Source organism: Dyella sp. SG609 (assembly GCF_012275375.1).
In the GTDB taxonomy this organism is placed as follows: domain Bacteria; phylum Pseudomonadota; class Gammaproteobacteria; order Xanthomonadales; family Rhodanobacteraceae; genus Dyella_D; species Dyella_D marensis.
In genome coordinates this window covers 520,948-542,102 of the sequence record NZ_JAAZQJ010000002.1, presented here as the reverse complement: position 1 = coordinate 542,102, position 21,155 = coordinate 520,948, and the positions used below count along the sequence as shown (strand labels likewise).

The following is a 21,155-nucleotide window of genomic DNA, read 5'->3' as shown; positions in this document are numbered from 1 at the left end:
TTTGGCCAAGCTGACTTACCGTTTCCGCGACCCGGCGCTGGCGCAACTGGCCCTGACCCATCGCAGCGCCGGCAAGCCGAACAACGAGCGGCTGGAGTTCCTCGGCGACGCCCTGCTTGGCGTGGTGGTCGCCGAACTGCTTTACGAAGCGCACCCCAACGCCAGCGAAGGCGAGCTGTCGCGCCTGCGCGCGCAGCTGGTCAACGGCCAGGCGCTGGCGCTGATCGCGCGCGAGCTGGAACTGGGCGACGCGCTGAAACTGGGCTCGGGCGAGTTGAAGAGCGGCGGTTACCGCCGCGATTCCATCCTCGCCGACGCCTTCGAGGCCCTGGTGGCCGCCGTCTACCTGGACAGCGATTTCGCCCAGTGCCGCGAGGTGGTGCGGGGCCTGTTCGCCGAGCGCGTCGCGGCCATTCCGCGCTCGTCCAAGGACGCCAAGACCCGCCTGCAGGAATGGCTGCAGGCCCGCGGCTGGCCGCTGCCGCACTACGAACTGACCGACAGCTACGGCGAGGATCACGCGAAGACGTTCGACGTCTCCTGCATCATCGCCGAACCCATGCCGGTCACCGCGGAGGGCCGCGGCGGCAGCCGCCGCGCCGCCGAGCAGGACGCGGCCGAGGCCGTGCTGCGCCAATTGCAGGAAACCAGACCATGAGCGACCACGATCAAGATTTCGAAACCCCCGCGCCGGCCGAGCTGCCGCACGAGGATTTCCGCTGCGGCGCCGTCGCGCTGCTGGGCCGGCCCAACGTGGGCAAGTCCACCCTGCTCAACGCGATGATCGGCTTCCGCCTGTCCATCGTCAGCCCCCGCCCGCAGACCACGCGGCACCGCATCCTGGGCATCGCCACCAACGAGGCGGGGCAGATTCTCTACGTCGACACGCCCGGCCTGCACCGCGGCGCCAAGCGCGCGATGAACCGCAGCCTCAACCGCGCGGCGCGCTCGGCGATCGGCGAAGTGGAGCTCGCCGTGCAGGTGATCGAGTCCGGCCGCTGGACCGACGAGGACCAGGCCCTGTACGAGGCGCTGGCCGAGCAGAAGATCCCGCGCCTGCTGGCGATCAACAAGGTCGACCTGGCCAAGGACAAATCCGCCATGCTGCCCTTCGTGGCCGGCCTGATGGAGCAGCACAGTTTCGACGAGGTCTACTACGTCAGCGCGCTGAAGGAAAAAGGCCTGAAAGAGCTGGAGCAGGGCATCCTGAAGCGCCTGCCGGTGCGCGCGCCGATGTACGGCGAGGACGAGATCACCGACCGCAGCGAACGCTTCCTCGCCGCCGAGATGGTGCGCGAACAGCTCATGCTGCGCCTGGACCAGGAACTGCCGTACGCCACCACGGTGGAGATCGAGCAGTTCAAGGACCGCGATGACGGCGTGGCCGAAATCCATGCCGTGATCTGGGTGGAGCGCGACGGCCAGAAGGCCATCGTGATCGGCAACGGCGGCCAGCAGCTCAAGGCGATCGGCTCGGCCGCGCGCCGCAAGATGGAGCAGCTGTTCGAGCGCAAGATCTACCTGCGCCTGTGGGTGAAGGTGCGCGAGGGCTGGGTCGACGACGAGAGCATGCTCAAGAAGTTCGGCTATACGGATTGATGGGGAACAGGGAACAGGAACCGGGGAACGGAAGCGCTCGATAAGCTTGCGGCGCCTCATCTACCGGTTCCCCGATCCCCGTTCCCTGCGCTCAGGCCATGCAACTCCTCCAGCAGCCCGCCTACGTGCTTCATGCGCGGCCCTATCGGGAGACTTCGCTGCTGCTGGAATGCCTGACGCTGGAGCACGGCCGGATCGGCGTGGTGGCGCGCGGCGTGCGGCGCGAGCGCGCGAAGCTGCAGCGGTCGCAGCTGGAGCCGTTTCAGCCGTTGGCGATGGATCTGTTACTGCGCGGTGAGTTGGCGACCTTGCAGGGGGCTGAGCATGCGGGGGCGCCGCAGCGGCTTGGTGGCGATGCCGGTCTCGCCGGGCTTTATCTCAATGAATTGGTGGTGCGGCTGACGGGGCGTCAGGATCCGCATCCGGAGCTGTTCCAGGCGTATGCGGCGACGCTGGCGCGGATGGCGAGTGGGGAGCCGTTGGCGTGGACGCTGCGGCGGTTTGAGCGCGATCTGCTGGATGCGATCGGGTATGGGTTGCAGCTCGATTACGAGGGGGAGTCGGGGGAGGCGGTCGATCCGGATCGACATTACCGTTATCGGGTGGAGGTTGGGCCTACGGCGTGTCGGGCGGATCTTCCGCATGCGTTGCGGGGGAGTGATTTGCTGGCGCTGGCGGCGGATTTGATGCCGGATGCGGCTGGGTTGTCGGCGCTGCGCGCGATGATGCGGGAGGTGATTCGCTTTCATCTTGGTGGTGCTGAGTTGCGTGCGTGGCACGTACTTTCGGCGGCGTTGTCGCGTCGCTGATTCTCGTCATCCTGCTCTGCTCGTCATCCTGCTCCGCTCGTCATCCCGGCGTAGGCCGGGATCCAGTAGCGACTAGGTGTGGTTGTCGCGACTTGGCCGCTTATGCAGCGGGCATTTCGGACGCCTGCCGGCGCCCGAGTCACTTTCTCTTTGCTGGCCCAAAGAGAAAGTAACCAAAGAGAGAATGGCCTGAGAGCCAAGGCTCGCGACGCGACTAGAAGGAGCGGTGGGCGTCTGCGGTAACCGGATTAACCTGGGTCTACACGAAACGGCAGTGCGTTTACGTAACGGGTGCTTCAACGTGCCGTTGCCGAGAGGATGTTCAGGGACTGAGGCCAGCTTTTGCTCTTCGCTCCTGCCTGCCTCACCACATCACCCCTCTCCCCTCCGGGGAGAGGGCAGGGTGAGGGGCCGGGGCTTGCGCAGAGGCTTGTTCGAAGCACGACGCAAATCTGGCGTCAGTTCAAGCGCCCGCGCCCAGCGCCTCGATCGTCTCCAGCAACGTCGCCCGGAACCGCTCGTGCATCGCCGGTGGAATCGCGCGCCCGAGTTTGAACTGTTCCTGCAGCTGCACCACGCGTGCGGCGAGAGCGGTGGCGCCGCAGAAGCCGCAGGAGCCCCGCAGTTTGTGCAGGCGGTCGCCGAAGCCGGCTTCGGTGAGGACGGCGGTGGCAAGGTCCTGGTAGATGCCGACCAGTTCGTCGCGCAGCAGGGCGCGCATGGCGCGCATGATCGGTTCGCTGCCGGTGCTGGCCAGGCCCTGGGCGTCGTCCAGGAGGGGCTGGCAGTCGGGTTGGACGAGGGCGACGATGCGGCGCAGGTCGGCCAGGTCGCAGGGTTTCTGCAGGACTTCGGTGAAGCCGCCGGAGAGCAGGCGTTGGCGTTCGGCGGCGTCCATCTCGGCGCTGGTGGCCACGGCGGTGCTTTCGGCGGAGGGGGCGGCGGGGTCGCCGCGCAGTTCGGTCAGGACTTGCTGGGCGCCGGCGCCGGGCATGCGGCAGTCGAGCAGGAGCAGGTCGTAGGCTTCGCGGCGTCCGCGGGCGATGGCGGCGGCGCCGTCGTCGCAGGCTTCGGCTTCCAGGCCCAGGGTGCGCATCGCTTCGACCAGGAAGAGGCGGCTGGCCGGATCGTCGTCGGCTACCAGGACACGCAAGGCATGAGCGCCGGAAGGATGGCCTGAAGGATGACCCGAAGGATTGCCCGCGGGAACGGCCGACCTGCCGTTTGAGGGGGTGTTGAACATGACGAGTCCATGTCGTTCAGCTGGTTTTGGCAGAATGGCGCGACATGCGCCCGACATCAAGCCACCTTTTGTTCTATTTGTGCATCGTGTTCGGTTTCGCCGTGGCGCTGCCGGCCCGTGCGGACATCGTGCTCGAGGCCAGGCAGGTCGCGGTGCCGGGCCTGCGCCTGCAGGACGTGCAGATGCGCATCGCCGAGGACGGCAACGGCGGCCTGCAGCTCACCCTGCGCGCGGCCAAGGCGGAACTCCCGGTGCTGGGCTGGCGCCGCGTCGGGCTGGACATGCAGGGCGCGCTGTCGCGCGACCCGCACCTGCGCTGGCTGTTTGACGGCGACCTGCGCCTGGCCGGCGCGCCGGGCGGGGCCTGGAACGACGCCAAGGTCAACCTGGTGCTGGACGACGCGGCCAACACGCTGCAGGTGGACGTGAACCAGGGCAAGTCGCTGGCCAGCGCCGCGCTGCCGCTGGACCAGCCCACCCATGCGCAGATCAGCCTCAAGGGCCTGCCGGCCGGCTGGCTGCAGGGGCTGCTCGCCACCATGTGGTCCGGCCGCGCCACCGCGGGGCGGCTGGATGCGGAGCTGGCGCTGGACGTGCAGAACGGCGGCGTGCAGGCCTCCGGCCAGTTCGGCCTGGCGGAGCTGGGTTTCGATACGCCGTCCGGCACGCTCGCCGGCCAGCGCCTCAACGGCAGCGGACGGCTCAATGTGGACACCATCGGCGGCCCCGCGCGCATCGGCCTGGATGCCAGCCTGCGCGGCGGCGAACTGCTGCTCGGCCCGATCTACGCGCGCCTGCCGGACCATCCGGTGCAACTGGGCCTGGATGCCAGCGCGCGCAACGGCGTGCTCGACTTCAGCCGCCTGCGCGTGGGCGACGCCGACGCGCTGCAGCTGGACGGCTCGCTCGCCTTCGACGCCAAGGGCGAACTGCAGAAGCTCAAGCTCGACCGCTTCCAGGCCAGCTTCCCCGCCGCCTACCAGCGCTACGGCCAGGCCTGGCTCGCCACCATGGGCCTGCGCAACGCGCGCATCAGCGGCCAGCTCGCCGCCACCCTGGACATGGCCGCCGACGGATTGCGCGCGTTCTCCTTCGATACCGACGGCCTCGACATCGCCGACGGCGATGGCCGCCTCGCCCTCAGCGGCGTGCGCGGCGGCATGGACTGGGCGCTGCGCGGCACGCGCCCGGCCACCACGCTGAGCTGGCGCAGCGCGCAGGTCTACCGCCTGGCGCACGGCGCGGCGCAGATGGGCTGGCAGAGCCGCGACGGCAGCCTCGGCCTGCAGAAGGCGATGGACGTGCCGCTGCTCGGCGGGCGCCTGCACGTGGCCGACCTCGACTGGCGCCCGGCCGCGGCCAGGGGCCGGCGCCTGTCCACCTCGCTGGCGCTGACCGGCGTGGACATGGCCGCCTTCAGCCGCGCCATGGGCTGGCCGGAATTCCCCGGCACCCTGGGCGGCGCGATTCCCGCGCTGCGCTGGGTGGACGACCGCATCGAACTCGAAGGCGGCCTGTCGATGAACGTGTTCGACGGCTTCGTCGACGTCACCCGCATGTCGCTGCAGGACCCGTTCGGCAACAGCCCGGTGCTGGCCGGCGACCTGGCCCTGCGCCAGCTGGACCTGGGCGCGATCACCAGCGTGTTCGACATCGGCAGCATCACCGGCCGCATGGACGGCAGCGTGCAGAACCTGCGCGTGGTGAACTGGAATCCGGTCTCCTTCGACGCGCGCCTGCTTGCCGGCGGCGGCGGCCGGATCAGCCAGCGCGCGGTCAACAGCCTGGTCTCAGTGGGCGGCGGCGGCATCGCCGCCGGCCTGCAGGGCGCGATGCTGCGGCTGTTCAAGAATTTCAGCTACAAGCGCATCGGCCTCAACTGCGCGCTGCAGGGCACGGTGTGCCGCATGAGCGGACTGGACAGCGACGGCGATGGCTACACTATCGTCGAAGGCAGCGGGCTGCCGCGCCTGCAGGTGGTGGGCCACCAGACCCAGGTGGACTGGCCGACCCTGGTGCGCCGGCTCAAGTCCGCCGCCGAGAGCGGCGGTCCCGAAGTTCACTGAAGCCCGGCCTCGAACCACTTGCCCCGAACATGAAGTTCTCCCATCCCTTCCATGGAGCGTCGATCATGCGCAAGCTCGCCTACGTCCTGCTGACCTCGCTGTTCGTCGCGCTGGTCGGTTGCGTCACCATCAATGTCTACTTCCCCGAGGCCGCCGCGCAGAAGGCCGCCGACCAGTTCATCGGCACCGTGCTGGACAACGCCAAGCCGGCCAGCCAGAACAACGACGGCAAGGACCCGCCCAAGCCCGCCGAGAAGCCCGGCAAGCAGCCCTCGGCGATGCTGCTGGACCTGCTGATTCCGGCCGCCTATGCGGCTGACACTCCGGACGTGCGCGTGCAGACCGCCACCACCGAGGCGATCCGCGGCCGCATGCAGCAGCGCTTCCAGGGCAGCCTGGGCACGCTGTTCGACAGCGGTGCGGTGGGCTTCACCAAGGACGGCCTGGTCGCCGTGCGCGACGCCTCCAAGGTGCCGCTGAACCAGCGCGCCGAAGTCAACGCCAGCGTGGCCGACGAGAACCGCGACCGCAGCGCGCTGTACCGCGAAGTGGCCAATGCCAACGGCCATCCGGAGTGGGAAGCGCAGATCCGCGCCACCTTCGCCAAGGGCTGGATCGAGCGGGCCCGGTCCGGCTGGTATTATCAGGACCCCTCGGGCGCCTGGAAGCAGAAGTAACTCTCCGCGCGCTTCATCTGTTTTTTTCCGCGCCGCCCGGACCGCATGATCCGGGCGCGCTTGCTTCAGGGTCACGATGAAAGAGTTCGAAGCCACCATCACCGATCTGAGCCACGATGGCCGCGGCGTCGCCCGCATCGACGGCAAGGCCGTATTCGTCTCCGGCGCCTTGCCCGGCGAAGAAGTTCTGCTGCGCATCCGCCGCCGCCACCGCAGCTTCGACGAAGCCGAAGTGGTGGAGCTGCGCACGCGCTCGCCGCACCGCGTCGAACCGCGCTGCCGCCACTACGGCCAGTGCAGCGGCTGCGCGCTGCAGCACCTGGATGCCGAGTCGCAGATCGCCGCCAAGCAGCGCGTGCTGGCCGAGAACTTCGAGCGCATCGGCAAGGTGGCGCCGGCCGCGTGGCTGCCGCCGCTCACCGACCAGCCCTGGGCGTATCGCCGCAAGGGCCGCCTGTCGGTGCGCAACGTGGTGAAGAAGGGCCGCGTGCTGGTCGGTTTCCGCGAAGAAGACAACCCGCGCTTCGTCGCCGACATCGAGCAGTGCGAAGTGGTGCATCCGGCGCTGGGGCCGAAGATCGGCCTGCTCGGCGAACTGGTCGGGTCGCTGGAAGCCGCCGGCGATATCGCGCAGATCGAATTCGCCGCGGGCGACGACACCGTCGCCCTGGTGTTCCGCCATCTCAAGCCGTTGAGCGAGTCGGACCTGGCCAAGCTGACGGCCTTCGCCCAGGCCCACGCTTTCGCCATCTACCTGCAGCCCGGCGGTATCAGCAGCGTGCATCCGCTATGGCCGGAGCAGCCGCGCCTGGCCTTCCGCGTCGAGGCGGGCGAGGGCGTGCCCGAGGTGGAGCTGGAATTCCGTCCGCTGGACTTCGTGCAGGTCAACGCCGGCATGAACCGCCGCATGATGGCGCGCGCGCTGGAGCTGCTCGATCCGCAGCCTACCGACCGCGTGCTGGACCTGTTCTGCGGCCTCGGCAACTTCACCCTGCCGATCGCCCGCCGCGTGGCCGAGGTGGTCGGCGTGGAAGGCGAGCACGGCCTGGTCGAGCGCGCGGCGCAGAACGCCATGCGCAATGGCCTCGGCAACGCGCGCTTCGAAGTCGCCAACCTGTTCGACGACCAGCGCGATGCGCCGTGGGCGCGCCAGGCCTGGGACAAGCTGCTGCTCGATCCGCCGCGCGCCGGCGCGGACAAGGTGCTGGAGTACCTGCCGCACCGCGAGACGCAGCGCATCGTCTACGTGTCCTGCCACCCCGGCTCGCTGGCGCGCGACGCCGGCATCCTGGTGCAGAAGCACGGTTTCAGGCTCAGCGCCGCCGGCGTGATGGACATGTTCCCGCACACCGCGCACGTGGAATCCATCGCCCTGTTCGAGCGCGGCTGACGCCATGGGCGTGGAGATCGAACGCAAGTTTCTTCTGCGCGGCGACGGCTGGCGCACTCAGGCGGGCAGCAGCGAACGCATCGCCCAGGGCTATCTGGTCGGCGCCGAAGCGCTGCGCGCGGGGCTGGCGCGCGCCTCGGTGCGCGCGCGCATCGCCGGCGAGCGGGCCTGGCTCAACATCAAGTCGGCGGAGCTGGGCATCCAGCGCGCCGAATTCGAATACCCCATTCCGGTGGCCGACGCCGAGGCCCTGCTGGCGCGCCTGTGCGGCGGCGTGCTGGAGAAGTTTCGTCACCTTGTCACCGTGGACGGCGTAACGTTCGAGATCGACGAATTCCTGGGCGACAACGCCGGCCTGGTGGTCGCCGAAGTGGAGCTCGACGCGCCGGACGCGCCGTTCCCCCGTCCCGCCTGGCTGGGGCGCGAGGTGAGCGCGCTGGCGCGCTACTACAACGTCAACCTGATCGAGCATCCGTACGCGCGGTGGACCGCGGCCGAACGCGCTGCCGACGACGCGGAGGAGCAAGCCTGATGCTGATGATCGGCCTGGCCGGACTGGAACTGAGCGAAGGCGAGCGCCGCCAGCTGGTGGCGCCGGGCGTGTCCGGCGTGCTGCTGTTCGCGCGCAACTTCGCCTCGCGCGAGCAGGTGAGCGCGCTGATCGAAGCGATCCGCGAGGTGGCCGGCGAGGACTTCCTCGTCGCGGTCGACCAGGAAGGCGGCCCGGTGCAGCGCTTCCGCGAAGGCTTCACCCGCCTGCCGGCGCTGGCGCGCATCGGCGCGGTGCATGAGCGCAACCCCGACGAGGCGGTCCGCCTGGCCGAGGAACACGCCTGGGTGATGGCCAGCGAGATGCGCGCGATCGGCGTGGATTTCAGCTTCGCGCCGGTGGTGGACCTGGCCCGCGGCAATGCCGCCATCGGCACGCGCGCCTTCCACGCCAACCCCGCGGTGGCCGCCGAACTGGGCCAGGCCTACGTGCGCGGCATGCACCTGGGCGGCATGGCGGCGGTGCTCAAGCACTTTCCCGGGCATGGCTCGGTGGCGGTGGACACGCACAAGGCGGCGGCGGTGGATCCGCGCCCGCTGGAGCAGATCCGCCGCGAGGACCTGCACCCGTTCGCCGAAGGCATCGAGGCGCGGGTCGAGGCGGTGATGATGGCCCACGTGGTCTATCCGGCCGTCGACGCGCAGCCGGCCGGTTTCTCCACGGTGTGGATCCAGCAGGTGCTGCGCGGCGAGCTGGGTTTCCGCGGCGCGGTGATCAGCGACGACATCAGCATGGCCGCCGCCGGTGCGGCCGGCGGCGCGGCCGCCCGCGTGGCCGCGCACCTGGACGCCGGCTGCGACCTGGTGCTGGCCTGTTTCCCCGACGTGGTGGACGAGGCCATCGCCGCCGTGCGGGGCCGCGCCGCCGCCGCGCCGGAGCGCCTGGCCGCGCTGCGCGGCGCGCTGGGCGCCACCTGGGAAGGACTGACCGACAACCCGCAGCGCGAGCGTTTCATCGCGCGCATCACGGCGCTGGACGCCGAGGAAGGCAAGGCATGAGCACCGACGCGACCCGCACCATTCCCCCGCTGGCCGACGCCCTGGCCAACGCCGACCTGCTGTTCGACCGCGCCACGCTGGAAGGCGTGATCGCCGACATGGGCCGGCGCATCGACGCCGCGCTCGACGGCGAGCGCGCGGTGTTCCTCACCGTGATGAACGGGGCGCTGGTGTTCGGCGGGCATCTGGCGCTGGCGATCCGCACCGACGTCGAGTTCGACTACGTGCACGCCACCCGCTACCGCGGCGCCACCACCGGCAACGAGCTGCACTGGCTGCGCGAGCCGCAGGTGTCGCTGGTGGACCGCACCGTGCTGCTGGTCGACGACATCCTCGACGAAGGCCACACCCTCAAGGCCGTGCGCGACGACTGCCTGCGCCGCGGCGCGCGCCGCGTGCTGGTGGTCTCGCTGTGCAGCAAGCAGCACGACCGCCTGGTCGAAGGCATCGCCGCCGACTTCAACGGCGTGGAGCTGCCGGACCGCTACGTGTTCGGCTTCGGCATGGACTACTACGAGCAGGGCCGCAACCTGCCCGGCATCTACGCGCTGCGCTGAGCGGCGCCGCAAGGGAAACGCGTGAACATTCTCGGCATCTCCGGCAGCCTGCGCGCCGCTTCGTTCAACACCGCGCTGCTGCACGCCGCGCAGCAGCTCGCGCCGGCCGGTATGGCCATCGGCGTGCACCGTCTGCACGACATCCCGCTGTTCGACCAGGACGTGGAAGAGCAGGGCGACCCCGCGCCGGTCAAGGCCTTGAAGGACGCGGTCGAGGCGGCCGACGGCCTGCTGCTGGCCTGCCCGGAATACAACGGCGGCATCAGCGGCGTGCTGAAGAACGCGATCGACTGGATCTCGCGGCCCGGCCATGAGCGCAAGGCCGCGGTGCTGGCCGGCAAGCTCGTCTGCATCGTCGGCGCCAGCCCCGGCGCCACCGGCACCGTGCGCGCGCAGGACTCGCTGCGCCTGGTGCTGCGCCGCGCCGGCGCGCGCACCGAGCCGCAGGGCGACGTGCTGGTGTTCCAGGCGCACACCAAGATCATCGACGGGCAGCTTGCCGACGAGCGCACGCGCGAGGCGCTGGCGCGCCACCTGCAGGCTTTCGCCACGCGGCTGGCGGCAGAGACGGGCAGGTCGGGGTGAGCGCAAGCGAACCCCAATGTTGCCCCTGGCTGCCATCCCCCGCGCTGGGGTTCGCTTGCGCTCACCCCAACCTACGCCGTACGAAACGAAGGAAGACCTCACCGTGACTATCGATCTGGCCGTCATCGGCGGCAGCGGCCTCTACAGCTTCCCGGGCCTTGAGAACACCACGCGCCACGGCGTCGACACGCCTTACGGCAAGACCTCGGCCGACGTGGTGATCGGCGACTTCGCCGGCAAGCGCGTGGCCTTCCTGGCGCGCCACGGCGAGAGCCACGGCGTGCCGCCGCATCGCGTCAATTACCGTGCCAATTTGTGGGCGCTGCATTCGCTCGGTGCGCGAACTGTGATCGGCGTCAATGCCGTCGGCGGCATCCGCGACGATATGGGGCCGCGCGCCATCGTGGTGCCGGACCAGGTCATCGACTACACGCACGGCCGCTACACCAGCTTCTGCGACGTCGAAGGCGCCGAGGTAAAGCACATCGACTTCAGCGAGCCGTACACCGGGGCGCTGCGCCGCCGGCTGGTGGATGCCGCAGGGCAGGCCGGCATCGCGGTGATCGACGGCGGCTGCTACGGCGCCACCCAGGGGCCGCGCCTGGAGACGCGCGCCGAGATCGCGCGCATGAAGCGCGACGGCTGCGACCTGGTCGGCATGACCGGCATGCCCGAAGCCGCCCTGGCGCGCGAGCTGGAACTGGCTTACGCCTGCCTGGCCCTGGTGGCGAATTTCGCCGCCGGCTGCGGCGATGAGGCCGAGATCAGCATTGACGAGATTTTCGCGCACCTTAAGGCAGCGACCGCGGAAGTGCCCCGGATTCTGGAAGCCTTGCTCAAAGCTTGAGCAGTCCGGCCTACCCCGTCCGCGCTATACGCACCCGCATATTGCGCTTTGACCTGAAACATGTTGATACTTCCGCCCGTGCCAGGGGCGGCGAACCAAGGGGTTGTGGTGGTTCTGCAGGAAGCCATGGTGCATCCAATCCATGATTCAGAGGTTCACGCAATGCGTTTCGGTACGGTCAAGTGGTTCAACGACGCCAAGGGCTTTGGTTTCATCGCGCCTGAGGACGGTGGGGAGGACGTGTTCGTCCACTTTTCGGCGATCAACTCCAAGGGCTTTCGCAGCCTGCAGGAAGGCCAGCGCGTGAAGTTCGAAGTGACTCAGGGCCCGAAGGGTGCCCAGGCTTCGGGCGTCGAGATCGCAGGCTGATCCGCCGCGCCGGCGTTGCGTCGGCCACCGGTTAGATAGAAAGAATCCCGCATCGCAAGATGCGGGATTTTTTATGCGCCGGCCGCGGCCGGCGCGCGGCGTTCCGCCCGCGGCGGCGCGGTGGAGCCGCGGATCACCAGCTCCGGCACGAAGCGCTCGCTGCCGGGCAGGGTGCCCTTCTGCAGCTGCTCCAGCAGGCGCGAGGCCGCATGCCGGCCGATCTCGCTGGTCGACTGGCTGGCGGTGGTGAGCGCGGGCCAGGCCTGGCGCGAGAACGGGTTGTCCTCGAAGCCGGCGATGGAAAGGTCCCACGGCACGTCCAGCCCCGCCGAGCGCGCGGCGGCGAGCGCGCCGGCGGCGATCTCATCGTTGCTGCCGAAGATCGCGCTGGGCGCGTCCTTGCCGGCCAGCAGCTTGCGTGCGCGGCGGAAGCCGTCCTCGAAGGTGTAGGTGCCTTCCAGCACGTATTTCTTGCGCACGGGAATGCCGTGCTCCTTCATCGCGTCCGCATAGCCCTCGTAGCGCTCCGGGCTGGAGCGGTAGTGCGGGTCGCCCCACAGGAAGGCGATGGCGGTGTGGCCGAGCTGGATCAGGTAGGCGGTGATCGCGTACGCCGCCTTGTGGTCGTCGACGTAGACGCAGGGCGCGCCGTCCTTCGGGTCGCCGCGCGCGGCGATGATCCGCGCATAGGCCACGTCGTTGGCCTTGAGCTTGGCCAGCAGGCGGGCGTTCTCCGACATCGGCGGGGTCAGCACCAGCCCGGCCAGGCGCGCGTTCTTGGCCAGCAGGGACAGTTCGTCGACCAGGCGCGGCGAGCGCGGGTCGCAGGGATAGATCAGCAGCTCGTAGCCGCGCTCGCGGCAGGCGCCGAGCACGCCGTTCTGCAGGCTGAGGATGTAGTTGGCGTTGGGGTTGTCGTCGTAGACCAGGGCGATGGTGAACGAGCGGGTGCCGCGCAGGCTGCGCGCGGTGGCGTCGGGGCGGTAGTGCAGGGTCTCGATCGCGCGGCGCACTTTCTGCACGGTGTCGGCATGCACGGTCGGCTCGAGATTGATCACGCGCGACACCGTCATGGGCGACACGCCGGCAAGGCTGGCGACGTCTTTGATCGTGGGCCTACGCAACGCAACGCTCCCCCTGGCGGCGACGTTCCATCCTAGCCCAAGCGGCGGCGCGCGGGCGACGCGACTTCCGTTCCATGCGGCCATCGCAGGTAGCGTTACCAAGAATGAGGCGGATCGAATCGACGTTCGCGCCGCGCGGCGTGGGCGGCAAGGATCCCGCTTCAGGCCGCCGGCGCCGCCCGGGATGACGCATTACTCCATATATATAAGGAGTAAGCGACCAGCGCGGATGGTTGTGACCCAGCGCACGGCCGAGCCTCGGCCGTATCTCCAGCAACCGTTGATAACGTTACCATTCCGCCTTAGCATCGATCCGATGACAGCGACACGGCACCGCCGTGTCGGAGCAATGACGGGGAGCATCGATGCGGGATCGTGCGTGGGGAGCCGTGGCGCCTGAGCCGCGGGTGATGCTGGCGGCGGACGTGGGCGGCACGCATGCGCGCATCGGCCTGGTCGATGCCGCGGCGCCGGCCGGCGCCGGCGGCGTGCTGGCCTACGAGCGCTATGCGGGCGCCGACTGGCCGGGCCTGGCCGAGATCTTCGCCGACTTCCTCGCCCGCCATCCCGGCCATGCCGTGGACGAAGCCGCCATCGCCGTCGCCGGCTATGTGCGCGACGGTGAACTGGTGGCGGAAAACCTGCGCTGGCCCGTGCGCCTGGCCGAGCTGCGCGAACGCCTGCGCCTGCGCAGCCTGCGTGTGGTCAACGATTTCGAGGCGCTGGCCTATGCCACGCAATATCTCGGCGCCGGCGAAAGCCTGGCGGTGATCGACGCGCCCGCGGCCGCCGGCCCCGTCGCGGTGGTCGGCCCCGGCACCGGCCTGGGCTGCGCGCTGCTGCTGCCGGACGGGAACGGCGCCACCGTGCTGCCCAGCGAAGGCGGCCACGTGGCGCTGGCGCCGGGCAACGAGCGCGAGATGGCCCTGCTGCGGCTGCTCGGGCGCGGCCGCGACTACGTGCACACCGGCCACGCGCTGTCCGGCCCGGGCCTGGTCAATCTCTACCGCGCCGTTGCCGAACTGGACGGGTTGCCGGCGATCCACACGCAGCCCGAACAGATCAGCGCCGCCGCGCTCGACGGCGGCGATGCGCTCGCGCTCGACACCCTGCACATCTTCTGCGCCATGCTCGGCGGTTTCGTCGGTGACCTGGCCGTGCTGTTCAAGGCCTCCGGCGGCGTGTACCTGGCCGGCGGCATCCTGCCGCAACTGCGCGAATTCCTGCCGCGAAGCGCGTTCCGCGAGCGCTTCTTCAACAAGGGCGTGATGCGCGGGTTCCTCGCCGGCGTACCCGTGCGGCTGATCGAACACGGCCGCCTGGGCGTGCTGGGCGCGGCCGGCCTGGCCGCGCGCGACGAGGCCTGAAAGGCGCGGGCCCGGCGCCCGCGCAGCGAACCAAGCCCGCCGCCGATCGCGTGGACGGGACCTGACAACAACATTCATTGGGAGGTGAAGGCATGTTGGCAAGCAAGCATCGGGGGCACGAGCTGTCCCGCAATATCCTGGCGTGCGTGCTGGGCCTGGCCCTGAGCGGCACGGTCTTCGCGCAGGCGACCACCGGTTCGATCTTCGGCAATGCTGGCAGCGATGCCGCCGGCAGCACGGTGATCGTGCAGGGCGACAACGGTGTGTCGCGCCGCATCCCGGTCGGCGCGGACGGCCGCTACCAGGCCGGCGCGCTGCCGGTGGGCAACTACAAGGTGATGCTGGAACGGCAGGGCGCCGTGGTGGCCACGCGCGACCAGGTTTCGCTGCGCGTCAGCAGCGGCACCCAGGTCGATTTCGCCGGCACCGCCGCGGCGGGCGCCACCAATCTGCAGGGCGTGCAGGTCACCGCCAGCGCGCTGCCGCCGATCGACGTGAGCAGCGTGGATTCGCGCACCGTGATCACCGCGCAGCAGCTGGACGCGCTGCCGCTGTCGCGCACCGCCGAGGACATCGCCCTGCTGGCGCCGGGCACGGTCACTTCCGGGTCCAACTTCACCAGCCGCATCGGCGGCGGCGGCGACCTGGTCTCCTTCGGCGGCGCGTCCGGCGCGGAGAACGCGTACTACATCAACGGCTTCAACACGACCGACCCGTACAAGGGCCAGGGCGCGCTGCAGCTGCCCTACGGCGCGATCGACCAGCAGGAAGTGCTGACCGGCGGCTACAGCTCGATGTACGGCCGCTCCGACGGTGGCGTGTTGAGCCAGGTGGGCAAGAGTGGCACCAACGAGTGGCATTTCGGCGCGCAGGCGCAGTGGACGCCGCGCTCGCTGATGTCCTCGCCGGACGACATCGTCTACGCGCGCAACCGCTACGCCGGCAAGCTGTACCAGTACCGCCAGGACGACAAATCCTGGCGCACCACCTACAGCGCCTACGTCGGCGGCCCGCTGATCAAGGACCGCCTGTACTTCTTCGTCGCCGCCGAGGCCGACAAGGAGCAGGGCAGCAACACCTCCACCAGCGACGCCAGCAGCCCCTCGCGCAGCAACTACAGCTACCGCACGCCGAAGTGGTACGCCAAGCTCAACTGGAACATCACCGACAACCACCTGCTCGAACTCACCGGCATCCAGAGCGAGCAGCACGGTTCCGGCAGCAACTACGCGTTCGACTACGACACGCACCGCGCGGGCGCCTTCCAGTCGTACTCCGACCGCACCAAGACCGGCGGCGATGCCTACATCGTCAAGTACACCGGCTATCTCGCCGACAACATCACGCTGAGCGCGATGTACGGCAAGATGCGCCTGCACGACTATTCGGCGCCGGTCAGCTACGACCCGAACCTGCCGTACCTGCAGAACATCCAGGACCAGAACCTCGCGCTCACCGGCGGCCGTCCGGTCGGCAATACGCAGTCGACGTTCTCGGTGCCGGCGCCCACCCAGGGGTCGCAGAACACCAATCTGCGCATCGACCTGGAATGGCGCCTGGGCGACCACAAGCTCAATGCCGGCATCGACGACCAGACCCCGCGCACCATCGATCAGGGCAGCAACAGCCTGACCTGGACCTATGCGCACAACAACGACGCCAGCGCGCCGGTCGACCCGGCCAACGGGATCGGCGCGCCGGGCGGCAACGGCTACTACGTGATGAAGGAAGTGGTCACCGGCGCGGCCGGCGTCAAGACCGTGGAGCACGCGCAGTACATCGAAGACACCTGGCAGGTGACCGACCGCTTCCTGCTCAACATCGGCCTGCGCAACGACGCCTTCGCCAACTACAACAACAGCGGGCAGAAATTCACTTCGCAGAACCATAACTGGTCGCCGCGCCTGGGCTTCAGCTGGGACGTGTACGGCGACGCCAGCCTGAAGGTCTACGGCAACGCCGGCCGCTACTACCTGGCGATCAACAACAACACCGCATACGACGGCGCCACCGGCTACGCCTGGAACCGCAGCTACTACACCTATACCGGCATCGATTCCAACGGCATGCCCACCGGCCTGACGCCGTTCGGCTACTACGACGTCAACGGCCATACCGGCCAGGCGCCCGATCCGCGCACGGTGGCTTCCACCAACCTGGGCGCCGAATACCAGGACGAGTTCATCCTGGGCGCCACCAAGGCGATCACGCCGGAGTGGATCACCGGCGTGAAGGGCACCTTCCGCGTGCTGCGGCAGATCTCCGACGACGTCTGCGACAGCTCCAACCTGCTCATCGCCAAGACCAAGGCGATGTACAACCTCACCGACGACCAGATCACCGCCAACCGCGGCGCCTGCTACATCTTCAATCCCGGCAAGACCAACGACTTCGACGTGCTCACCACGCAAGGCTATGTGCGCGTGCCGATGAGCAATGGCGACTGGGGTTTCGCGCAGGGACCGAAGCGTAAGTACTACGCGCTGGAGGCCTTCCTGGAGCATCCGCTGGGCAAGGACAACTGGGGCGGCCGCATCAGCTACGTGTTCTCGCGCAGCTACGGCAATTCCGAAGGCCTGCTGCAGGTGTCGCGCGGCAACGACTCGGTGGGCGTGACCCAGGACTGGGATAACTCGTACGTGATGGACCGCGCCAACGGCGTGCTCGGCAACAACCGCACGCACCAGATCAAGGCCTACGGCGTGTACCGCATCTCGCCGGAATGGATGGTTTCCGGCGTGGCCAACCTGTCCTCCGGCGGCCCGCACAACTGCCTGGGCTTCTATGGCACCGACCAGTCGCAGCCCGACGGCTACGGCTCGTACTACCACTGGTGCAACGGCAAGCCCTCGGTGCCCGGCTCGATGGGCGACCTGCCGTGGACCTACCGCGTCGACCTCAACGTCACCTACCGCCCGGCTTTCGCGGACCACAAGCTGGCGTTCAACGTAAGCGTGTTCAATGTGCTCAACCAGCAGCGTCCGCTGGTGCTGTACACGCGCTACAACAGCAGCAATACGCCGGACAAGCTCAACGACCTGTACGACACGGTGAAAGTGGCGGAGTCGCCGCGCTACGTGCGTTTCGGCGTGAGTTACGACTTCTGACCGGTAAAGTCCCGCGGCCGGACATGCCGGCCGCGGGCGTTCGCCTGTACTCTCGGGCGACCATTTTTCCCCTCTGCCTGGAGACGCCCCGATGGCCGACCGCCGCCGCTTTCTCAAGACCGCAGCACTGGGCGTCACCGCCGCGGCGCTGGCTTCCCGCATCGCGCCGGCAGCGGCCGGGGCCAACACCGGCGGCGTCAGCGGCGGCCGCAAGCCGCGGGTGATCTCCACCTGGGACTTCGGCGTGCCCGCCAATCTCGCCGCCTGGGCGGTGCTGGCCAAGGGCGGCCGCGCGCTGGACGCGGTGGAAGCCGGGGTGATGATCCCGGAGGCGGATCTCAAGAATCACAGCGTCGGCCGCGCCGGCTATCCGGACCGCGACGGCCACGTCAGCCTCGACGCCAGCATCATGGACGGCGACGGCAGCTGCGGCGCGGTCGCCGCGCTGGAAGGCATCGCCCATCCGATCCAGGTCGCGCGCCGCGTGATGGAACGCACCCCGCACGTGCTGCTGGTGGGCGAAGGCGCGCAGCAGTTTGCGATCGAGCAGGGCTTCAAGAAGGAAAAGCTGCTCACCCCGGAATCGGAAAAAGCCTGGCACGAGTGGCTGAAGACCGCCCACTACCAGCCCAGCGCCAACAGCGAAGTGCGCGACTACGGCAAGGGCGCCGGCGGCAAGGACAACCACGACACCATCGGCATGCTCGCCATCGACGCGCAGGGCCGCCTGGCCGGCGCCTGCACCACCAGCGGCATGGCCTGGAAGCTGCGCGGCCGCGTCGGCGACAGCCCGATCATCGGCGCGGGCCTGTATGTCGACGGCGACGTCGGCGGCGCCACCTCCACCGGCGTGGGCGAGGAAGTGATCCGCAACGCCGGCAGCTTCCTGGTGGTGGAACTGATGCGCCAGGGCCGCTCGCCGCAGCAGGCCTGCGAGGAAGCGGTGATGCGCATCGTCAAGAAGCGCCCGCAGGCTTCGAAGGATCTGCAGGTGGGTTTCCTCGCCATCAACCGCGAGGGCGACGTGGGCGCGTTCGCGATCCAGTCCGGTTTCAGCTACGCCGTGTGCGACGGCGGCAAGCAGGACGCGCTGTTCCCGTCCAAGAGCGTGTACTGATGGCTGGCCGCTACGTGCTCGAAGTGGCGGCCAATTCGGTCGCCTCCGCGCTGGCCGCGCAGGAAGGCGGCGCGGGGCGCGTGGAACTGTGCACCGGCCTGGAACTGGGCGGACTCACGCCCTCCGCCGGCCTGGTCGCGATGGTGCGCGAGCGCCTGCATATTCCGCTGTACGTGCTGGTGCGTCCGCGCGCGGGCGACTTTCTCTACAGCGACGTCGAATGCGAAATGATGCAGCGTGATATCGACACCTGCGCCGCGCTCGGCTGCGACGGCGTGGTGATCGGCGTGCTCGATGCGGACGGCCGCGTCGACAGCGAGCGCTGCAAGCCGCTGGTGCGCGCCGCGGGCGGGATGGGGGTGACCTTCCATCGGGCATTCGATCTCACGGCGGATCCGGAGCAGGCACTGGAAGACGTGATCGCGCTCGGTTGCGAGCGGGTGCTGACGTCGGGCGCGCGGGCCAGCGCGATGGATGGCGCGCCGCTGATCCGCCGGCTGGTGGAGCGGTCGGACGGCTGCATCGCGGTGATGCCGGGAGCGGGCGTGACGCCGCAGAACATTGCGGCGCTGGCGCAAGCGACCGGTGCCACCGAACTGCATGCATCGGCCAAGCGCCAGCTGCCTTCCGGCATGCGGCACCAGCGCCCGGAACTGCACGATATGGAAGGCGGCGAGATCCGCAGCGACGTGGAGCAAGTGCGCGCGCTGGTCGCCGCCCTGCAAGGGTGACGCGCCGTTACCCCCTCTCCCCTCCGGGGAGAGGGCTGGGGTGAGGGGGACCTACGGAGCGCAGATGCGGCTGCTTAAACACGAGCAACGCTTCGTCGATCTTCCGTCGCAAGCACCCGCCCCTCATCCGGCTGCCGCCACCTTCTCCCCGGCGGGGAGAAGGGTCCAGTAGGTGGCTATGCCGCAAACTGCAGCTTCGCCAGCTCCGCATACAGCCCGCCTTCCGCCAGCAGGCTCTCATGCGTGCCCTGCGCCACGATGCGCCCGCCATCCATCACCACGATGCGGTCGGCGCGCTGCACGGTGGCCAGGCGATGCGCGATCACCAGCGTGGTGCGTCCCTTCTCCAGCCGCTCCAGCGCCTGCTGGATCGCCGCCTCGGACTGCGCATCCAGCGCCGAGGTCGCCTCGTCCAGCAACAGCAGCGGCGCGTCGCGCAGGATCGCGCGCGCAATCGCCACGCGCTGGCGCTGTCCGCCCGACAGGCGCACGCCGCGCTCGCCCAGTTCCGAGCCATAGCCGCCATCCAGCGCGCTGATGAACTCGTGCGCCTCGGCCGCGCGCGCGGCCTCGCGCACTTCGTCGTCGCTGGCGTCCTGGCGCCCGAAGCGGATGTTGTCGGCGGCGGTGCCGCTGAAGATCACCGTTTCCTGCGGCACCAGGGCGATGGCGCCGCGCAGGTCCGGCAGCGCCAGGGCGCGCAGGTCGACGCCGTCCAGCGTGATGCGGCCGTGCTGCGGGTCGTAGAAGCGCAGCAGCAGGGCCAGCACCGTGCTCTTGCCGGCGCCGGAGGGGCCGACCAGGGCCACCGTCTCGCCGGGGCGGATGCGCAGCTCGAAATCGTGCAGCGCCGGTGCATCCGGGCGGCTGGGATAGTGGAAGGCCACGTGCTCGAAATGCAGCGCGCCGCTCACCGGTTTCGGCAGCGGCTGGGGCTGCGCCGGGCTGGTCACTTCGGCGCGCTCGCCGAGCAGTTCGCCGATGCGCTCCATCGCGCCGCCTGCGCGCAGCACGTCGCCCCACACTTCCGCCAGGCCGGCGACCGAGCCGGCCGCGAAAATCGCATACAGCACGAACTGGCTCAGCAGGCCGGGGGTGAGGTCGCCCGCCAGCACGTCGCGCGCGCCGATCCACAGCACCAGGGTGATCGCGCCGAACATCAGCACGATCACCGCCGCGGTCAGCAGCGAACGCGTGCCGATGCGCTTGCGCGCGGTGGCCAGGGCGCGGGTGATGGCGCTGCCGTAGCGCGTGCTCTCGATGTCCTCGCGCGCATAGGCCTTCACCGCGGGCGCGGCGTTGAGCGTTTCGTTGGCAATCGCGGCGGCGTCGGCCAGGCGGTCCTGGCTGGCGCGCGAGAGTTTGCGCACGCGGCGGCCGAACACCAGGATCGGCAGCATCATCGCGGGGATCACCAGCGCGGTGAAACCGGCCAGGCGCGGGATGGTCCACACCATCGCCACCACCGCGCCAACCAGGGTGACCATGCTGCGCAGGGCCACCGAGATGCCCGAGCCGATCAGCGCCTGCACCACTTCGGTGTCGGTGCCCAGGCGCGAAATCAGTTCACCGACGCGGCTGCGCTCGAAGAAGCCGACGTCGAGCCGGATCACGTGTCCATAGAGCTTGGAGCGCATCGAGGCCAGCGCGCGCTCGCCCAGCAGGGTGATGCAGAAGTAGCGCGCCGCGGTGGACGCCGCCAGCACCAGCGCCACGCCGAACAGGCCCAGGAAGGTGAGGTTGATGGTGGCCGCGTTGGAGGCGCCGAAACCCCGGTCGATCATGTGGCGCACCGCCATCGGCAGCACCAGGGTGGAGCCGGAGGAGATCGCCAGGAACACCAGCCAGCCGATCGCCAGTGCGCGATGCGGCTTGAGGAAGGGCCAGAGCTGGCGCAGCGCGCCGAGCCGGCGCTTGGGGGAGGAGTCGTTCGCCTGGGGTTCGCTCATGGGGTTCGCCGGGTCTGGACCGTTGGGACATTGGGGGTCCGGATCGGTGATTCAATCACATGCCCATGGC

Annotated in this window: 19 protein-coding genes; 16 read left to right on the top strand and 3 right to left on the bottom strand. The window is 69.3% G+C overall.

From position 1 onward, the window contains the following. Position 1 precedes the first annotated feature (1 nt). The 3 genes from rnc (at position 2) to recO (ending at position 2,408) form a co-directional block, all read left to right on the top strand. Positions 2–658 (top strand): ribonuclease III, encoded by a 657-nt coding sequence (gene rnc, locus FHW85_RS05825; RefSeq protein WP_167255486.1) that lies wholly within the window; start codon positions 2–4, stop codon positions 656–658. Next, complete coding sequence (era, locus tag FHW85_RS05820) at positions 655–1,599, top strand: GTPase Era (RefSeq protein WP_168647640.1); 945 nt, start codon at positions 655–657, stop codon at positions 1,597–1,599. Before rnc ends, era begins: the two co-directional genes overlap by 4 nt. Before the next feature lie 98 nt (positions 1,600–1,697). Further along, positions 1,698–2,408 (top strand): DNA repair protein RecO, encoded by a 711-nt coding sequence (gene recO / locus FHW85_RS05815; RefSeq protein WP_168647639.1) that lies wholly within the window; start codon positions 1,698–1,700, stop codon positions 2,406–2,408. Between the two features lie 463 nt (positions 2,409–2,871). Here the strand turns inward: recO and FHW85_RS05810 are convergent, their stop codons facing one another. Beyond that, positions 2,872–3,561, bottom strand: coding sequence for a response regulator (locus FHW85_RS05810; protein ID WP_243868075.1), 690 nt, complete (start codon positions 3,559–3,561; stop codon positions 2,872–2,874). A gap of 134 nt (positions 3,562–3,695) precedes the next feature. On the opposite strand from FHW85_RS05810, the gene FHW85_RS05805 reads away from it, so the two are divergent. The 9 genes from FHW85_RS05805 (at position 3,696) to FHW85_RS05765 (ending at position 11,690) form a co-directional block, all read left to right on the top strand. After that, positions 3,696–5,717, top strand: coding sequence for a hypothetical protein (locus FHW85_RS05805; protein WP_168647637.1), 2,022 nt, complete (start codon positions 3,696–3,698; stop codon positions 5,715–5,717). A 65-nt stretch (positions 5,718–5,782) separates the two neighbouring features. Beyond that, on the top strand, positions 5,783–6,394 hold the full coding sequence (locus tag FHW85_RS05800; protein ID WP_167255476.1) for a YdbL family protein: 612 nt from the start codon (positions 5,783–5,785) through the stop codon (positions 6,392–6,394). Positions 6,395–6,470: 76 nt separating this feature from the next. After that, a complete protein-coding gene (gene rlmD / locus FHW85_RS05795) occupies positions 6,471–7,784 on the top strand; it encodes a 23S rRNA (uracil(1939)-C(5))-methyltransferase RlmD (RefSeq protein WP_168647636.1) in 1,314 nt (437 codons plus the stop codon). A gap of 4 nt (positions 7,785–7,788) precedes the next feature. After that, positions 7,789–8,316: a CYTH domain-containing protein gene (locus FHW85_RS05790; protein ID WP_168647635.1), complete on the top strand. Its 528-nt coding sequence runs from the start codon at positions 7,789–7,791 to the stop codon at positions 8,314–8,316. Continuing rightward, a complete protein-coding gene (nagZ, locus tag FHW85_RS05785; protein WP_168647634.1) occupies positions 8,316–9,332 on the top strand; it encodes a beta-N-acetylhexosaminidase in 1,017 nt (338 codons plus the stop codon). Before FHW85_RS05790 ends, nagZ begins: the two co-directional genes overlap by 1 nt. Continuing rightward, positions 9,329–9,889 (top strand): hypoxanthine-guanine phosphoribosyltransferase, encoded by a 561-nt coding sequence (locus FHW85_RS05780; RefSeq protein ID WP_167255468.1) that lies wholly within the window; start codon positions 9,329–9,331, stop codon positions 9,887–9,889. Before nagZ ends, FHW85_RS05780 begins: the two co-directional genes overlap by 4 nt. 21 nt (positions 9,890–9,910) lie before the next feature. Further along, positions 9,911–10,474 carry an NADPH-dependent FMN reductase gene (locus FHW85_RS05775; protein ID WP_167255466.1) on the top strand — a complete coding sequence of 188 codons (564 nt, stop codon included), beginning with the start codon at positions 9,911–9,913 and terminating at the stop codon, positions 10,472–10,474. 103 nt (positions 10,475–10,577) lie between these two features. Next, on the top strand, positions 10,578–11,321 hold the full coding sequence (locus FHW85_RS05770) for an S-methyl-5'-thioinosine phosphorylase (RefSeq protein WP_343203673.1): 744 nt from the start codon (positions 10,578–10,580) through the stop codon (positions 11,319–11,321). A gap of 162 nt (positions 11,322–11,483) precedes the next feature. Further along, entirely contained in the window at positions 11,484–11,690 is a 207-nt protein-coding gene (locus tag FHW85_RS05765) for a cold-shock protein (RefSeq protein ID WP_049620931.1), read from the top strand. Between the two features lie 71 nt (positions 11,691–11,761). Here FHW85_RS05765 and FHW85_RS05760 read toward each other — a convergent pair whose 3' ends face one another. Continuing rightward, positions 11,762–12,814 carry a LacI family DNA-binding transcriptional regulator gene (locus tag FHW85_RS05760; RefSeq protein WP_168647632.1) on the bottom strand — a complete coding sequence of 351 codons (1,053 nt, stop codon included), beginning with the start codon at positions 12,812–12,814 and terminating at the stop codon, positions 11,762–11,764. 365 nt (positions 12,815–13,179) lie between these two features. Here FHW85_RS05760 and FHW85_RS05755 point away from each other — a divergent pair, with 365 nt between their 5' ends. From FHW85_RS05755 to FHW85_RS05740, 4 genes are all read left to right on the top strand, one after another. Continuing rightward, on the top strand, positions 13,180–14,181 hold the full coding sequence (locus FHW85_RS05755) for a glucokinase (RefSeq protein WP_168647631.1): 1,002 nt from the start codon (positions 13,180–13,182) through the stop codon (positions 14,179–14,181). Positions 14,182–14,273: 92 nt separating this feature from the next. After that, on the top strand, positions 14,274–17,288 hold the full coding sequence (locus tag FHW85_RS05750; RefSeq protein WP_168647630.1) for a TonB-dependent receptor: 3,015 nt from the start codon (positions 14,274–14,276) through the stop codon (positions 17,286–17,288). Between the two features lie 91 nt (positions 17,289–17,379). Beyond that, a complete protein-coding gene (locus tag FHW85_RS05745) occupies positions 17,380–18,405 on the top strand; it encodes a N(4)-(beta-N-acetylglucosaminyl)-L-asparaginase (RefSeq protein WP_167255456.1) in 1,026 nt (341 codons plus the stop codon). Continuing rightward, entirely contained in the window at positions 18,405–19,136 is a 732-nt protein-coding gene (locus tag FHW85_RS05740) for a copper homeostasis protein CutC (protein ID WP_168647629.1), read from the top strand. The genes FHW85_RS05745 and FHW85_RS05740 overlap by 1 nt, the downstream gene beginning before the upstream one ends. 176 nt (positions 19,137–19,312) lie before the next feature. Here FHW85_RS05740 and FHW85_RS05735 read toward each other — a convergent pair whose 3' ends face one another. Continuing rightward, positions 19,313–21,085, bottom strand: coding sequence for an ABC transporter transmembrane domain-containing protein (locus FHW85_RS05735; protein WP_168647628.1), 1,773 nt, complete (start codon positions 21,083–21,085; stop codon positions 19,313–19,315). Positions 21,086–21,155: the final 70 nt, after the last annotated feature.

Excerpts from the sequence above, each read along its gene's own strand:
- FHW85_RS05800 (WP_167255476.1), top strand. The coding sequence starts at position 5,783 with ATGCGCAAGCTCGCCTACGTCCTGCTGACCTCGCTGTTCGTCGCGCTG.
- FHW85_RS05765 (WP_049620931.1), top strand. The coding sequence starts at position 11,484 with ATGCGTTTCGGTACGGTCAAGTGGTTCAACGACGCCAAGGGCTTTGGT.
- FHW85_RS05745 (WP_167255456.1), top strand. The coding sequence starts at position 17,380 with ATGGCCGACCGCCGCCGCTTTCTCAAGACCGCAGCACTGGGCGTCACC.
- FHW85_RS05750 (WP_168647630.1), top strand. The coding sequence starts at position 14,274 with ATGTTGGCAAGCAAGCATCGGGGGCACGAGCTGTCCCGCAATATCCTG.
- FHW85_RS05755 (WP_168647631.1), top strand. The coding sequence starts at position 13,180 with ATGCGGGATCGTGCGTGGGGAGCCGTGGCGCCTGAGCCGCGGGTGATG.
- nagZ (WP_168647634.1), top strand. The coding sequence starts at position 8,316 with ATGCTGATGATCGGCCTGGCCGGACTGGAACTGAGCGAAGGCGAGCGC.
- era (WP_168647640.1), top strand. The coding sequence starts at position 655 with ATGAGCGACCACGATCAAGATTTCGAAACCCCCGCGCCGGCCGAGCTG.
- FHW85_RS05780 (WP_167255468.1), top strand. The coding sequence starts at position 9,329 with ATGAGCACCGACGCGACCCGCACCATTCCCCCGCTGGCCGACGCCCTG.
- FHW85_RS05735 (WP_168647628.1), bottom strand. The coding sequence starts at position 21,085 with ATGAGCGAACCCCAGGCGAACGACTCCTCCCCCAAGCGCCGGCTCGGC.
- FHW85_RS05740 (WP_168647629.1), top strand. The coding sequence starts at position 18,405 with ATGGCTGGCCGCTACGTGCTCGAAGTGGCGGCCAATTCGGTCGCCTCC.
- FHW85_RS05790 (WP_168647635.1), top strand. The coding sequence starts at position 7,789 with ATGGGCGTGGAGATCGAACGCAAGTTTCTTCTGCGCGGCGACGGCTGG.
- rlmD (WP_168647636.1), top strand. The coding sequence starts at position 6,471 with ATGAAAGAGTTCGAAGCCACCATCACCGATCTGAGCCACGATGGCCGC.
- FHW85_RS05805 (WP_168647637.1), top strand. The coding sequence starts at position 3,696 with ATGCGCCCGACATCAAGCCACCTTTTGTTCTATTTGTGCATCGTGTTC.
- recO (WP_168647639.1), top strand. The coding sequence starts at position 1,698 with ATGCAACTCCTCCAGCAGCCCGCCTACGTGCTTCATGCGCGGCCCTAT.